The organism is Pseudomonas sp. GL_139_B (assembly GCF_057834475.1).
The window spans coordinates 1018017-1033317 of sequence record NZ_CM174403.1 but is presented as its reverse complement, the minus strand read 5'-3'; the positions used below and the strand labels follow the sequence as shown (position 1 = coordinate 1033317).

Annotated in this window: 11 protein-coding genes; all 11 read left to right on the top strand. The window is 59.7% G+C overall.

What is annotated here, in order from left to right:
* Positions 1 to 349: 349 nt before the first annotated feature.
* The 11 genes from AC3ISI_RS04545 (at position 350) to AC3ISI_RS04495 (ending at position 15258) form a co-directional block, all read left to right on the top strand.
* Entirely contained in the window at positions 350 to 1666 is a 1317-nt protein-coding gene (locus tag AC3ISI_RS04545; protein ID WP_489335657.1) for a nucleotide sugar dehydrogenase, read from the top strand.
* 151 nt (positions 1667 to 1817) lie between these two features.
* Positions 1818 to 3299, top strand: coding sequence for a mannuronan synthase (alg8, locus tag AC3ISI_RS04540; protein ID WP_489335656.1), 1482 nt, complete (start codon positions 1818 to 1820; stop codon positions 3297 to 3299).
* A 37-nt stretch (positions 3300 to 3336) separates the two neighbouring features.
* Positions 3337 to 4506 carry a PilZ domain-containing protein gene (locus AC3ISI_RS04535; protein ID WP_489335655.1) on the top strand — a complete coding sequence of 390 codons (1170 nt, stop codon included), beginning with the start codon at positions 3337 to 3339 and terminating at the stop codon, positions 4504 to 4506.
* Positions 4507 to 4515: 9 nt separating this feature from the next.
* The gene (gene algK / locus AC3ISI_RS04530; protein WP_489335654.1) at positions 4516 to 5922 is read left to right on the top strand and encodes an alginate biosynthesis TPR repeat lipoprotein AlgK; all 1407 of its coding nucleotides are present in this window, start codon (positions 4516 to 4518) and stop codon (positions 5920 to 5922) included.
* The gene (locus tag AC3ISI_RS04525) at positions 5919 to 7406 is read left to right on the top strand and encodes an alginate export family protein (RefSeq protein WP_489335653.1); all 1488 of its coding nucleotides are present in this window, start codon (positions 5919 to 5921) and stop codon (positions 7404 to 7406) included. Before algK ends, AC3ISI_RS04525 begins: the two co-directional genes overlap by 4 nt.
* Positions 7407 to 7432: 26 nt before the next feature.
* On the top strand, positions 7433 to 9022 hold the full coding sequence (algG, locus tag AC3ISI_RS04520; protein WP_489335652.1) for a mannuronan 5-epimerase AlgG: 1590 nt from the start codon (positions 7433 to 7435) through the stop codon (positions 9020 to 9022).
* A 10-nt stretch (positions 9023 to 9032) separates the two neighbouring features.
* Complete coding sequence (locus AC3ISI_RS04515) at positions 9033 to 10481, top strand: alginate O-acetyltransferase (protein ID WP_489335651.1); 1449 nt, start codon at positions 9033 to 9035, stop codon at positions 10479 to 10481.
* A gap of 8 nt (positions 10482 to 10489) precedes the next feature.
* On the top strand, positions 10490 to 11611 hold the full coding sequence (locus AC3ISI_RS04510; protein WP_489335650.1) for a mannuronate-specific alginate lyase: 1122 nt from the start codon (positions 10490 to 10492) through the stop codon (positions 11609 to 11611).
* Between the two features lie 211 nt (positions 11612 to 11822).
* Positions 11823 to 13388: an MBOAT family O-acyltransferase gene (locus tag AC3ISI_RS04505; RefSeq protein ID WP_489335649.1), complete on the top strand. Its 1566-nt coding sequence runs from the start codon at positions 11823 to 11825 to the stop codon at positions 13386 to 13388.
* Positions 13389 to 13399: 11 nt separating this feature from the next.
* Positions 13400 to 14575, top strand: a complete 1176-nt coding sequence (locus AC3ISI_RS04500; protein ID WP_489335648.1) for an alginate O-acetyltransferase — start codon at positions 13400 to 13402, stop codon at positions 14573 to 14575.
* Positions 14576 to 14589: 14 nt separating this feature from the next.
* Entirely contained in the window at positions 14590 to 15258 is a 669-nt protein-coding gene (locus AC3ISI_RS04495) for an alginate O-acetyltransferase AlgF (RefSeq protein ID WP_489335647.1), read from the top strand.
* Positions 15259 to 15301: the final 43 nt, after the last annotated feature.

Genomic DNA, 15301 nt, shown 5'->3' with positions numbered 1-15301 from the left:
CATTAATATCCCCTACAAGGCCAAGGCAGCGCCCCTATAAACGTGCTCACCTGAGCACCCAACCGCTTGATTTACAGGCGTATTGCCTGGCATTGAGCGCGCAAGATCCTTGCACCAGCGTCCTCAGATCAGAGGATCGGATGCATAACAGGGCACGTCATAACAATAAGGCCTAGTTGCGCACATCTTGAGTGAACTTATTTAGACACTCGAAACTTAATATGCCAGCACACGGCATTGTGGCGCCTGTAAGCCGCACTTTCGAGTGCACCATGACCGCTGAACACCCTTAACTCCGGCCATCTAATGGCTTGTTGAATACAGTCTTGATAACAGAGAGGTAATTGCGATGCGCATCAGCATATTTGGTTTGGGTTATGTCGGCGCTGTTTGTGCCGGTTGCCTGTCTGCACGGGGCCATGACGTCGTTGGCGTCGATGTGGCCAAAGACAAAATCGATATGATCAACGCCGGTAAATCACCGATTGTTGAACCGGGTCTGGGCGAGCTTCTGCGCAAGGGTATCGATACCGGCAAACTGCGCGGCACGACCAACTTCGCCGAGGCGATTCGTGACACCGACCTGTCGATGATCTGCGTGGGTACGCCGAGCAAGAAGAACGGCGACCTGGAACTGAACTACATCGAAGCCGTGTGCCGCGAAATCGGTTTTGTCCTGCGTGACAAGACCACCCGCCACACCATCGTGGTTCGCAGCACCGTGCTGCCGGGCACCGTGGCCAACGTGGTAATCCCGATTCTCGAAGACTGCTCCGGCAAGAAAGCCGGCGTTGATTTCGGTGTTGCAGTGAACCCTGAGTTCCTGCGTGAAAGCACCGCGATTGCCGACTACGACCTGCCGCCAATGACAGTCATCGGCGAATTCGACAAAGCATCCGGTGACGTTCTGCAATCGCTGTACGAAGAACTCGACGCACCGATCATCCGCAAGGACATCGCCGTTGCCGAGATGATCAAGTACACCTGCAACGTGTGGCACGCCACCAAGGTCACCTTCGCCAACGAGATCGGCAACATCGCCAAGGCTGTCGGCGTTGATGGCCGTGAAGTGATGGAAGTGGTCTGCCAGGACAAAACCCTGAACCTGTCCCAGTACTACATGCGCCCAGGCTTCGCGTTCGGCGGCTCTTGCCTGCCAAAAGACGTACGTGCCCTGACCTACCGCGCCGGCTCCCTGGACGTGGAAGCCCCGTTGCTGAACTCGCTGATGCGCAGTAACGAGTCCCAGGTGCAAAACGCCTTCGACATCGTTTCCAGCCACGACAAACGCAAAGTCGCCCTACTGGGTCTGAGCTTCAAGGCCGGCACCGACGACCTGCGTGAAAGCCCGCTGGTTGATCTGGCGGAAATGCTGATCGGCAAGGGTTACGACCTGAGCATCTACGACAGCAACGTCGAATATGCCCGAGTCCACGGCGCGAACAAGGATTACATCGAGTCGAAAATCCCCCACGTCTCATCCTTGCTCAACTCCGACTTCGACGACGTGATCAACAACTCCGACGTGATCATCCTCGGCAACCGTGACGAAAAATTCCGCGCCCTGGCGCAGAACGCTCCGAACGGCAAGCAAGTGGTCGACCTGGTGGGCTTCATGAGCAAAGCCACCAGCGTCAGCGGCCGCACCGAAGGCATCTGCTGGTAATACGGAATCCCGTCTCTGACACCGCGCTTTCGCGGATGAAACACCTGTAGGAGCCCGGCTTGCCGGCGATGACGTACTTGAGATCGCCATCACTGGCAAGCCGGGCTCCTACAGGGGCGCGGGGCTTGCAACTGACTTTAGGATTCCGATTATGCACAGGCTAAAGCACGGCCTGCTTCAGGCCGCCGGTTGGCTGTTTTACCTAAGTTTATTGATGGGCATCGCCATGGCGTTGCCTGCGTCCACGTTCGACTCCGAGTCGAAGGACTTCATCTTCCTGATCGGCTTCATCGGGATCTGGCGTTACTCGATGGGCGCTACGCATTTTCTGCGCGGCATGCTGTTTCTATACGTGGTCTACCCGCACCTGCGGCGCAAAGTGCGCAAGCTGGGCAAAGCGGCAGACCCCTCCCATGTGTTTTTGATGGTCACCAGTTTTCGTATCGACGCGTTGACCACCGCTCAGGTTTACGCCTCGGTGATCCGCGAAGCCATCGACTGCGGCCTGCCGACCACCATGGTCTGCTCGATTGTGGAAATGTCCGATGAGAAGCTGGTGAAGAGCCTCTGGTCGCGGATGAATCCGCCGGACCGGGTCAAGCTCGACTTCGTGCGCATTCCCGGCACCGGCAAGCGCGACGGCCTGGCTTATGGTTTCCGCGCCATCTCCCGCCACTTGCCGGACGACCGCGCCGTGGTGGCCGTGATCGATGGCGACACCGTGCTCGGCGAAGGCGTGGTGCGCAAGACCGTGCCGTGGTTCCAGCTATTCGGCAACGTCGGCGGCCTGACCACCAACGAGTTCTGCGAAGTGCGCGGCGGCTACATCATGAGCGAATGGCACAAGCTGCGTTTCGCCCAGCGCCACATCAACATGTGCTCGATGGCCCTGTCCAAGCGCGTATTGACCATGACCGGGCGCATGTCGGTGTTCCGTGCCACGGTGGTCACCAACCCGGAATTCATTGCCGACGTGGAAAGCGACTCGCTGCAACACTGGCGCCTGGGTCGTTTCAAGTTCCTTACCGGCGACGACAAGTCGAGTTGGTTCAGCCTGATGCGTTTGGGCTACGACACCTTCTACGTGCCGGACGCCGCGATCAACACCGTAGAGCATCCGCCGGAAAAGAGCTTCATCAAGGCCAGTCGCAAGCTGATGTTCCGCTGGTACGGTAACAACCTGCGCCAGAACTCCCGCGCCCTGGGCCTGGGGATCAAACGCCTCGGCCTGTTCACGTCGGTGGTGCTGTTCGATCAGCGTGTGTCGATGTGGACATCATTGCTGGGCCTGACGGTCGCGCTGATCGCCAGCTTCAAATACGGCACCGCGTTCATCCTGATTTACCTGCTATGGATCGGCATTACCCGCCTGATCCTGACCGTGCTTCTGTCCCTTTCCGGTCACCGGATCGGCCCGGCCTACCCGGCGATTCTCTATTACAACCAGATCGTCGGCGCGCTGGTGAAGATCTACGTGTTCTTCCGCCTCGATCAACAGTCCTGGACTCGCCAGCCAACTTCTCTGACCCGTGATCTCGCCAGCTTTCAACGTTGGTTCAACACCTGGTCGTCTCGGACCATGACCTTCTCCGCCGGCAGCATTTTTGTCGCCGTGCTGCTGATGATGGTCTGACCGCCCCCTTATTGAATTAACCAGGAAATCGCCCCCTATGAATACCGCCGTCAACGCCAACGTAGTGCATGAATCCGAAGCCCAGCGCCAACACGCCCGAGTGAAAATCCCGGCCAAGCTGCGTTTCTTCGGTCCTGACCGAACTCCGGTCGAAGCGCGAGTGATCGACCTCTCCGCCGGTGGCCTGGCCTTCAATGCCGGGCAACTGCCACTGAAGATTGGCGACAAGTACAAGGCCCGACTGCAATTCGTCATCGACAACCTCGGCCTGGCCATGGACGTGGAGTTGCAGGTGCGCTCCTTTGACCGCGAGAGCGGTCGCACCGGTTGCCAGTTCCAGAACCTGGAACCGCAAGACATCTCGACCCTGCGTCACCTGATCACCTCTCACCTGGCCGGCGACATCGTCAGCATGGGTGAAGTGCTGGCCACCCTGCAGCGCGACAACTTCACCAAGGCGCGCAAGGTCAAGGACGGCGGCCACGGCATGTCCGCGTTCGGTCGTCTGCGTGCAGTGACTTTCAGCCTCGGGATTTTCATCGTCGGCGTGGCGGCATTCGGCTTCATTTTCAAATCGGTGTACGGCATGTACTTCGTCAGCCACGCCCAGGCCGGCCTGGTCAGCGTGCCGGGCATGAACATCACCATGCCGCGCGACGGTACCGTACAAAGCCTGATCAAAGCCGACGGCGTCGCCGCCAAAGGCGCCCCGCTCGCGACCTTCAGCACCAGCATGCTCGATGTACTCAAAGGGCATCTGGACGAAGACCAACTGCAACCGGCCAAGGTTGAAGAACTGTTCGGCAAGCAAATGACCGGCACCCTGACCTCGCCGTGCGATTGCACCGTAGCGCAGCAACTGGTTGCCAACGGTCAGTACGCCAGCAAGGGCGACGTGATCTTCCAGCTGGTGCCGCGTAACAGCGAAGCCAACGTTGAAGCCCGCTTCTCCTATCGCCAGTTCCGCGACGTGCGTCCAGGTACTCCAGTCAGCTTCCAGGTTGCCGGCGAAGACAAGACCCGCACCGGCAAGATCGTCAGCAGCACCAGCCTCAAAAGCGCCGATCTGTCGTCCGACATCCGCGTGCTGATTCAGCCAGATGAAGCTCTGGACAGCAGCCTCGCCGGTCGCCCGGTGGAAGTGAACAGCGATCGTGGCCCGAACCTGAACTGGCTGATCGACAAAGCCATGGCCGCCGGTCTTTAAGTCGAGGACATGCCCGTGACGAGTCCACTCAGAATCCTGCCGGTCCCACTGACCCTGGCCATGGCAATCGCCCTGGCCGGTTGCGCCGGCCTGCCCGACCAGCGTCTGGCCAATGAAGCCCTCAAGCGCGGCGACACGGCGCTGGCTCAGCAGAACTACAAGCAACTGGCCGACCTTGGCTACAGCGAAGCGCAAGTAGGCCTGGCGGATATCCAGGTCGACAGCCGTGACCCGGCGCAGATCAAACAAGCCGAGGCGACTTACCGCGCCGCGGCCGACGTCTCGCCACGCGCTCAGGCTCGCCTCGGTCGCCTACTGGTGGCCAAACCGGGTTCCACCGAAGCCGAGCAACACGAAGCCGAAGGGCTGTTGAAAAAAGCTTCGGCCCACGGCGAAGGCAACACCCTGATCCCGCTGGCCATGCTGTACCTGCAATACCCGCACAGCTTCCCCAACGTCGACGCGCAGAAACAGATCAGTCAATGGCGCGCCGAAGGCAAACCAGAAGCAGGCCTGGCGCAAGTGCTGCTCTATCGCACCCAGGGCACTTACGACCAGCATCTGGACGAAGTCGCCAGCCTCTGTAAAGCCGCACTGAACACCACCGACATCTGCTACGTCGAACTGGCCACGGTTTATCAAAAACAGGCCAAGCCCGAGCAACAGGCTGAGCTGATCAAGCAGATGCAAGCCGCACACGCTCGCGGCACCGTTTCCGCGCAGCGGGTGGACAGCGTCGCCCGTGTGCTCGCCGACTCGACCCTGGGCAAGACCGACGAGAAAACCGCACAGGCGCTGCTCGAACCCATCGCCCCGGGCTACCCGGCGTCGTGGGTCACCCTCGCGCAATTGATCTACGACTTCCCTGAACTGGGTGATGTCGACCAGATGATGAAGTACCTGGACAACGGCCGCGCCGCTGACCAGCCACGCGCCGAACTGCTGCTGGGCAAGCTCTACTACGAAGGCAAAATGGTCCCGGCCGACGCCAAGGTCGCCGAAGAACATTTCCAGAAAGCCGTCGGCCGTGAAGTCGCCGCCGATTACTACCTCGGCCAGATCTACCGCCGTGGTTACCTTGGCAAAGTCTATTCGCAGAAAGCCCTGGATCACTTGCTGACCGCTGCGCGCAACGGCCAGAACAGCGCTGATTTCGCCATCGCCCAACTGTTTTCCCAAGGCAAGGGCACCAAGCCCGACCCGCTTAACGCTTATGTCTTCAGCCAATTGGCCAAGGCACAGAACACCCCGCAAGCCACCGAACTTGCGCAAACACTCGAAGCACAACTGCCGCCTGCCCAGCTCGCCGAGGCCCAACGCCTGTTGAAACAAGAACAGGCCGTTCGTGGTGCCTTGAGCCAGAACACGCTGGAACTGCATGCCCTGCAAGAAGAAGACGGCGAGGAATCCCTATGAAGTTGAATCCATTCGTTAAGGCCGGTATTGGCCTGACATTCGCCCTGTTGTGGTCCTGTCCGACCCTGGCGGCATTGACCGAAACCAAGAACTACGGCCTTGACGTGAAAATCACCGGCCAGTCCGAAGCCGACAGTGACCTCGGCACCCAGAGCGGCGGCGACGTCAACGGCGTCGGCCTCGACCTGCGTCCCTGGATCTATGGCGAGAGCGGCGCGTGGAGCGCCTACGCCATGGGCCAGGCCGTGACCGCCACCGACATCATCGAGACGGACACCTTGCAAGGGACCGCCGGCGATGGCACCACGCCGACCACCAACGATGATCGCCAGACCAAGAAAAACTACTTGGCGATGCGCGAATTCTGGGTCGGCTACAGCGGCCTCACGCCGTATCCGGGCGAGATGCTCAAGCTCGGTCGCCAACGCCTGCACAACGCCGATGGCGAATGGCGCGACACCAACATCGAAGCCCTGAACTGGACCTTCGACACCACCCTGTTGCGCGCCAACATGGGTGTCGCCGAACGTTTCAGCGAGTACCGCACCGACCTCACGGAACTGGCCCCCAAAGACAAGGATCGCCTGCACGTCTACGCCGATGCGGAGTATCAGTGGACGCCGGGCAACTGGGTCGGCATTCGCGGTCATCACGCCCACGATGACGGCAAGCTCGACTACCCGGAACCGGGCGTTCCCACCGATTCACTGGACAAGCAACAGAACGGTGACCTCACCTGGCTGGGCCTGACCGCCGACAGTGACGCCTACAACTGGCGCAACACCAACACCGTCAATTACTGGGGCAGCATCACCGGCATGAGCGGCGACACCGACAAGGTCAACCCGCTGAACGCCGACGGCACGCCTCCGGCCGAAGCCAAACGTGGCCAGGATCTCAACGGCTGGGCCACAGACGTCGGCGTGCGTCTGCGCCTCGATCCGCAATGGCAAGTCGGTGCCGCCTATGCCCGCGCCAGCGCCGAGTACGAACAGAACGGCCTGGAAAGCAACCGCTCGAACTACACCGGTACCCGCTCACGGGTTTCCCGTTTCGGCGAAGCCTTCCGTGGCGAAATGCAGAACATGCAGACCGCGACCCTGTTCGGTTCGTGGATGCTCAACGACGAATACGACGCCAGCCTGATCTACCACAAATTCTGGCGCGTCGACGGCAACAAGCCGATCGGCAGCAACGGCATCGACGCGGTTGAGAACAACACCGACGACGCCACCGGCGCGATCCTGTCCACCACCGCCCTGCCGCTGAACGATGGCGAAAAAGACCTCGGTCAGGAGATGGACCTGGTCGTCACCAAGTACTTCAAGCAAGGCCTGTTGCCGGCGGCGTTGAGCCAGTCGATCGACGAGCCTTCGGCACTCGTGCGTTTCCGTGGTGGTGTGTTCAAGCCGGGTGATGCGTACGGCAAGGAAGTCGATTCGTACATGCACCGCGCGTTCATCGACGTGATCTGGCGCTTCTGATGCGAACCGCGAAGGGAGTGCCCGACATGAACAATTCGAAACGAGGTTCGATCTCCTTGCTGGCTGGCGCGATGCTGCTGGCCAGCGCAGCCGCCTTCGCCAATGTGGAACCGGTCGCGCCCGTCCAGAAAGAGCAACCGGCAACGCTTGCCAAAGGTTTGCAACAGGCCAAGACCTACACCGTCAACAGCGCGCCGACCGCACCGCTGGAGCTTGAAAAGCCAAAACTTCCAGATCTGTCCGGCTACACCGCCGAAGCCATCGCCGCGAAAATCGTGCGCACCAAGGCCGGTAAAATCAGCGTGCGCCGGATGATGCAGGAAGACGCCCTGAAGGACTTCATCGGTGGCGACAACAAGATGGCCGAATGGGTGGTGCGTCAGCACGGTATCCCGCAGGCGATCTTCGTCGACGACGGCTACATGAACCTCAAGGACCTGGCGAAGAAGCTGCCCAAACAGTACTTCAGCGAAACCTCGCCGGGGGTGTTCCTGGCGAAGTTGCCGATCGTGGTCGGCCGTCACGGCATCCTCGAAATCGACAAGCAGACCCAGGAGTTGCGCCTGTCGCAAGAGGCCGGTTCGTTCCTGGTCAACGACGGCCAGCTGTTTGTGCGTGACACCAAAATCACTGGCTGGCGCGAGAAGGACAACGGCCCGGCGACATTCACTTCGCCGAAGGAATTCCGTCCGTTCCTACTGGCCTGGGGTGGCACCGAAACCTACATCGCCAACAGCAAGATCGCCAGTTTCGGCTACGCCAACAGTAAGTCCTACGGCGTGAGTATTTCCCAGTACACGCCAAACATGGCCAAGGTCCTCAAGCGACCAGAACCAACGGGCTGGATCGTCGGCTCCGAGTTCTCGGACATGTGGTACGGCTTCTACTGCTACGAAACCCGCGACTTCGTGGTCAAGGGCAACACCTACAAAGACAACATCGTCTACGGCATCGACCCGCATGACCGTTCGCACCGTCTGATCATTGCCGACAACACCGTCTATGGGACCAAGAAGAAGCACGGGATCATTATTTCCCGTGAGGTCAACGACAGCTTCATCTTCAACAACCGCAGCTACGACAACCACCTTTCGGGGCTGGTGATCGACCGTAACAGCGTGAACAACCTGATCGCCTACAACGAGATCTACAAGAACCACACCGACGGCATCACCCTCTACGAGAGTGCCGACAACCTGATCTACGGCAACAAGGTGATCAGCAACAAACGCCACGGCATCCGCATTCGTAACAGCGTCAATATCCGGCTCTACGAAAACCTGTCCCTGGCCAACGGCCTGACCGGTGTCTACGGCCACATCAAAGACCTGAGCGACACCGACCGCGACATCAAGCTCGACCCGTTCGACGCCGAAGTCTCGCTGATCGTGGTCGGCGGTGAACTGGCGGGTAACGGCAGTGGCCCGCTGTCCATCGACTCGCCGCTGAGCGTCGAATTGTATCGCGTGTCCATGCTCGCCCCGACCAAAGCCAGCGGCATCAGCTTCAGCGGGATTCTCGGCGAGCGCCAGGATGAAATTCTCGACCTGCTGGTGCGCCAGCAGAAAGCCGTGCTGATCGACCCTGTCGAACGCCAGACCGAAATGCGGGACTGAGGATAATTTTATGCACCCACACTTGATCAAATTACTCAGCCTGTCGGCCCTGACCGCCAGTATTCTCGCGGCCAGCGGCGGCGTCCATGCCGATGAAGCTCAGGCGCCGAAGTTCAGCGCCGAACCGTGCTGCAACCTGTGCCCCGAAGCGCATGACGCGAAGAACTACACCACGCGCTATCAGCAGAACTTCACCACGCTGGTGCAGGCTCAGGGCGATTGGTTATTCCGTACCCAGGAAGACTTGCGCACCGAATTCGACACCACCCCTGCCGGCTACAAACGCATGAAAGAACTGCACGATGCGTTCAAGAGCAAAGGCGTGGAACTGGTGGTGGTTTACCAGCCGACCCGTGGCCTGGTGAACCGCAACAAGCTCAACCCGGAAGAAAAGGCCAAGTACGATTTCGACACGGCGCTGAAGAACTACAAGACCATGCTCGGGCGTTTCGCCGCCATGGGTTACGTAGTGCCAGACCTGTCGCCGCTGACCAACGAATCGCTGCCCGACACCCTGCCCGCCCACGATTTCTACTTCCGTGGCGACCAGCACTGGACGCCGTATGGCGCCCAGCGAACGGCGAAAATCGTCGCGGAAAAGGTCAAGCAGATTCCAGCGTTTGCAGACATTCCGAAACGCGAATTCGAGACCCATAAGTCAGGTCGCATGGGCAAGACCGGAACGTTACACAACATGGCCGGTCAACTCTGTGGCACCAGCTACGCGATCCAGTACATGGATCAATTCACCACCGAGCCCAAGGGCGAAGCCGCCGACGGCGATCTGTTCAGCGATGCCGGCAATCCGCAGATCACCCTGGTCGGTACCAGCCACAGTGGCAAGAACTACAACTTCGCCGGTTTCCTCGAAGAGGCCATCGGCGCCGACATCCTCAACGTGGCGTTCCCCGGCGGTGGCCTGGAAGGTTCGATGCTGCAGTACCTGGGCAGCGAAGAGTTCCAGACCAAGCCGCCAAAGATTCTGATCTGGGAATTCTCGCCGCTCTATCGCCTCGACCAGGAAACCATCTACCGCCAGATGATGGCGCTGCTGGACAACGGTTGCGAAGGCAAAGATGCACAGATGACCGGCAGCACCACGCTGAAACCAGGCAAGAACGAACTGATGGTCAACAGCAAGAACCTGAACTTGCAAAACAGCAGCCACCAGGTCGACATCCGCTTCGCCGATCCGTCGGTGAAAACCCTGCACGCCACCCTCTGGTACATGAACGGTCGCCACGAGGACATCAAGATCGAAAAACCGGAAACCTCCGACACCGACGGGCGTTTCGCCTTTGAGTTGCGCACGGACGAAGACTGGGCCTCGCAGAATCTGCTGGCCGTCGAAGTCCAGGGCCCTGAAGCAGGTACCGCGCCGCAGAAAGTCGAAGCGAAAATCTGCCAACGCAACGTGTTCCCGAGTGCTGAGCAACGTACCGCTCAGGCCGGGCAATGAGGCCTGCCATGCGAAACCGAACGTTGAAAAATCTACTCGCGCCCTCGCTGTTAACCCTGGCGATGTTCGCCAGTGCCACCCAGGCCGCCGCGCCCCTGCGCCCGCCACAGGGCTACTTCGCGCCGATCGAAAAAATCAAAACCGGCGACAACAGCCAAGGCTGTGATGCGATGCCGACGCCGTACACCGGCTCCCTGCAATTTCGCAGCAAATACGAAGGCTCCGACAAGGCCCGCTCGACCCTGAACGTGCAATCGGAAAAAGCCTTTCGCGAAAGCACTGCCGACATCACCAAAATGGAGCGTGGCACCAGCAAGCGCGTGATGCAGTTCATGCGCGACGGTCGCCCGGAACAACTTGAATGCACCCTGAGCTGGTTGACCGCGTGGGCCAAGGCCGATGCGTTGATGTCCAAGGACTTCAATCACACCGGCAAGTCCATGCGCAAATGGGCGCTGGGCAGCATGGCTTCGTCGTACATCCGTCTGAAGTTCTCCGACTCGCACCCGTTGGCCAACCATCAGCAAGAGTCGCAGTTGATCGAAGCCTGGTTCAACAAAATGGCCGATCAAGTGGTCAGCGATTGGGACAACCTGCCGCTTGAGCAAACCAACAATCACTCGTACTGGGCTGCCTGGTCAGTGATGGCAACGTCGGTCGCGACCAACCGCCGCGACCTGTTTGACTGGGCCGTGAAGGAATACAAGGTCGGCGCCAATCAGGTCGACGCGCAAGGTTTCCTGCCGAACGAACTCAAGCGCGAGCAACGTGCCCTCGCCTATCACAACTATGCCCTGCCGCCTCTGGCGATGATCGCCAGTTTTGCTCAGGTCAACGGTGTGGACGTGCGCCAGGAAAACAACGGCGCGCTGAAACGCCTGGGCGACCAGGTGCTGGCCGGGGTGAAAGACCCGGACATCTTCGAGAAGAAGAACGGCAAGGAACAGGACATGACCGATCTCAAGATCGACTCGAAGTTCGCCTGGCTCGAACCGTTCTGCACGCTCTACACCTGTTCGCCAGATGTGTTGCAGAAGAAGCACGGGATGCAACCGTTCAAGACCTTTCGACTCGGTGGGGACCTGACCAAGGTCTACGATCCGGCCAATGAAAAAGGCAAAGGATCTTAGGCCCGACATACCCCCTGTAGGAGCCGAGCTTGCTCGCGATCGCGGTCTGACATGCAACATCGATGTCGACGGACACTCAGTCATCGCGAGCAAGCTCGGCTCCTACAGGGTCAGTGCAAGATTTGAGTTGAGTGATATTCCCCCGGTTTTCGGTGGGGGGTTTGGGGGGGCCGTTGGCCCTTGACTGTTGGTTAAACATGGAGAGATCGGGATGGTATTTTCATCCAATGTGTTCCTGTTTCTGTTCTTGCCGATCTTTCTCGGCTTGTATTACTTGAGCGGAATACGCTATCGCAACCTGCTGCTGCTGATCGCCAGCTACGTGTTCTATGCCTGGTGGCGTGTAGACTTCCTGGCGCTGTTCGCCGCTGTCACGCTGTGGAACTACTGGATCGGCCTCAAAGTTGGTGCCGCAGGCGTGCGGACCAAACCGGCCCAGCGCTGGCTACTGCTCGGCGTGGCCGTCGACCTGTGCATCCTGGGCTACTTCAAATACGCCAACTTCGGTGTCGACAGCATCAACGCCATGATGACGTCGGTCGGTCTGTCGCCGTTCATCCTGACCCACGTGCTGCTGCCGATTGGTATCTCGTTCTACATCTTCGAGTCCATCAGCTACATCATCGACGTCTATCGCGGTGACACTCCGGCGACCCGCAACCTGATCGACTTCGCGGCGTTCGTGGCGATCTTCCCGCACCTGATTGCCGGCCCCGTGTTGCGTTTCCGTGACCTCGCCGACCAGTTCAACAACCGCACCCACACCCTCGATAAATTCTCCGAGGGCTGCACGCGGTTCATGCAGGGTTTCATCAAGAAAGTCTTCATCGCCGACACCCTGGCAGTCGTGGCCGACCACTGCTTCGCCCTGCAAAACCCGACCACGGGCGATGCCTGGCTCGGCGCGCTGGCCTACACCGCGCAGCTGTATTTCGACTTCTCCGGGTACAGCGACATGGCCATCGGCCTGGGCTTGATGATGGGTTTCCGCTTCATGGAAAACTTCAAACAGCCGTACATCAGCCAGTCGATCACCGAGTTCTGGCGGCGCTGGCACATCAGCCTGTCCACCTGGCTACGTGACTACCTGTACATCACGCTGGGCGGTAATCGCAAAGGCACGCTGATGACCTATCGCAACCTGTTCCTGACCATGCTGCTCGGTGGTCTGTGGCACGGCGCGAACATCACCTACATCGTCTGGGGTGCGTGGCACGGCATGTGGCTGGCGATTGAAAAAGCCCTGGGCTTGAACACCTCGCCGCGCAGCATCAACCCGATCCGCTGGGCCCTGACGTTCCTGCTGGTGGTGATGGGCTGGGTGATCTTCCGCGCGGAAAACCTGCATGTCGCCGCCCGCATGTACGGCGCGATGTTCAGCTTCAGCGAATGGTCGCTGTCGGAACTGAATCAGGCCAGCCTCACCGGCCTGCAAGTGGCAACCCTGGTGGTGGCTTACGTGACGCTGGCGTTCTTCGGCATCCGTGATTTCTACACCAACCGTCCTCTTGAGAAGACCAAGCCTGCCGTCAACGTCGAGGCCGACGGCCCTGCCGGCGCAACCCCAGGAATGATCAAAGCCGTACCGGGCGACAACCCGGCCAGCATCCACCAACCGGGTTACACCGTTGGCGTTGAAGCCACCGTGCAACCGGCCTACTGGACCGCTGACTGGTCGCGCTACGTGATGCGCACGCTGGTACTGGTGCTGTTCATCGCCTCGATTTTCAAACTCTCGGCGCAAAGCTTCTCGCCGTTCCTTTACTTCCAGTTCTGAGGGATCTGACCATGACCCGCTCATTACGCATCTTCTACATCGCCCTGTTCCTGCTGACCTTGTTGGCACTGGGCCTGTGGTCCACGCGCAGCTTCTTCGGCTTCAACACCAACGCCGATGCCACGGTACTCAACGGTCGCTGGACTAAAGCCGTGGAGACGCACTACGACGACGAGTTTCCGATCAAGCGTCTGGGCACCAACCTTTGGGCTGCGCTGGATTTCAAACTGTTCAACGAAGGTCGCCCGGGCGTTGTGCTCGGTCGCGATCAGTGGCTCTACAGCGATGAAGAGTTCAACCCGATCGTCAATGAAGAGCTGAACCTGCAAGGTAACTACGCGTTGGTTGAAGGCGTGCGCCAGACCCTGAAAGCGCAAGGCGTGAAACTGGTGATGGCGATCGTGCCGGCCAAGACCCGCCTGTACCCGGAGCACTTGGGTGAAGTGAAGCCCTCGAGCATTCACGCCAACCTCTATCAGGACTTCCACGCCCGTGTCGCGGCCGACAAGATCCTCGCCCCCGACCTGCTCGGCCCGCTGCAACAGGCCAAACAGAACGGTCAGCAAGTGTTCCTGCGTACTGACACCCACTGGACTCCAGAAGGCGCGCAAATCGCCGCCGAGACACTGGCTAGCACCATCGCCGACAAATTCCCGTTGAGCGGCGAGCCACAAAACTTCGTCACCGAACCTGCGGAAAAAATCACGCACAAGGGCGATCTGCGCTTGTTCCTGCCGCTGGACCCGCTGTTCGAAAACCTGATGCCGGCGCCAGAACCCCTGCAAAAACGCAACACCGTGGCGGCTGAAGATCAGCCGGCCGGTGACGACGCGCTGTTCGCCAACACCGAAGTGCCGGTGGCCCTGATCGGCACCAGCTACAGCGCCAACCCGAACTGGAACTTCGTCGGTGCGCTGAAGCAAGCGTTGCACAGCGACGTGGTCAATTACGCCGAAGACGGCCATGGCCCGATTCTGCCGATGCTCAGCTACCTGAAAAGCGATGCTTTCAAGAACAGCCCGCCACAGGTGCTGATCTGGGAGTTTCCTGAACGTTATCTGCCTGTGAACAACGAAATCGGCGACGCCGATCCGCAGTGGGTCGCAGAGCTCAAAGAAGCCGGCGCTCGCCAACAAAACGTAGCCGCAAACACTAAATCCGAGACGCCCGACCGGGCGCAAAACTGAAAGAGAGGTACACCATGACTTTCACTACAACTCCTCGCCGTCTCGCCGCTCGCTCCTTAAAGGCAGTTGCACTCGTTGCAGGCATGAGCGTTCTGTCGATGCACGCTTTCGCCGGTGGTGACGCTGCACTCTACGGCCCGACTGCACCGAAAGGGTCGAGCTTCGTACGGGTCTACAACGCGGGTAACGCTGAAGTCAGCGCCACTGTCGGCAGCACCAACCTGAGCGACGTTGCGCCGCTGTCCAGCACCGACTTCAGCTTCATGCCGGGCGGTGATTACAGCGCCAAGGTCGGCAGCCAGACCCTGCCGGTGAAACTGGCCGGTGATCACTATTACACCCTGGTCAACAACGCCAGCGGCGCGCCGCAACTGATCGAAGAACCGCCGTTCAAGAACAAGCAGAAGTCCCTGGTGCGCCTACAGAACCTGAGTGACAAGTCCCTGACCCTGAAGACTGCCGACGGCAAGACTGACGTGGTGCCAAGCGTGGCCGCCAAGGGCCGTGGCGAGCGTGAAATCAACCCGGTGAAAGTCAGCCTGGCGCTGTTTGAAGGCGACAAAAAAGTCGGCGACGTCAAACCGGTTGCCCTGGAACGCGGTGAAGCGGCCGTGCTGTACGTCACCGGCAACGGCAGCAGCCTGTCGCCAGTCTGGGTAAAACGCCCGGTTTCGACGCGCTAACACATTTGCCCGATTGACCCATTCCCCTGTGGGAGCCGGGCTT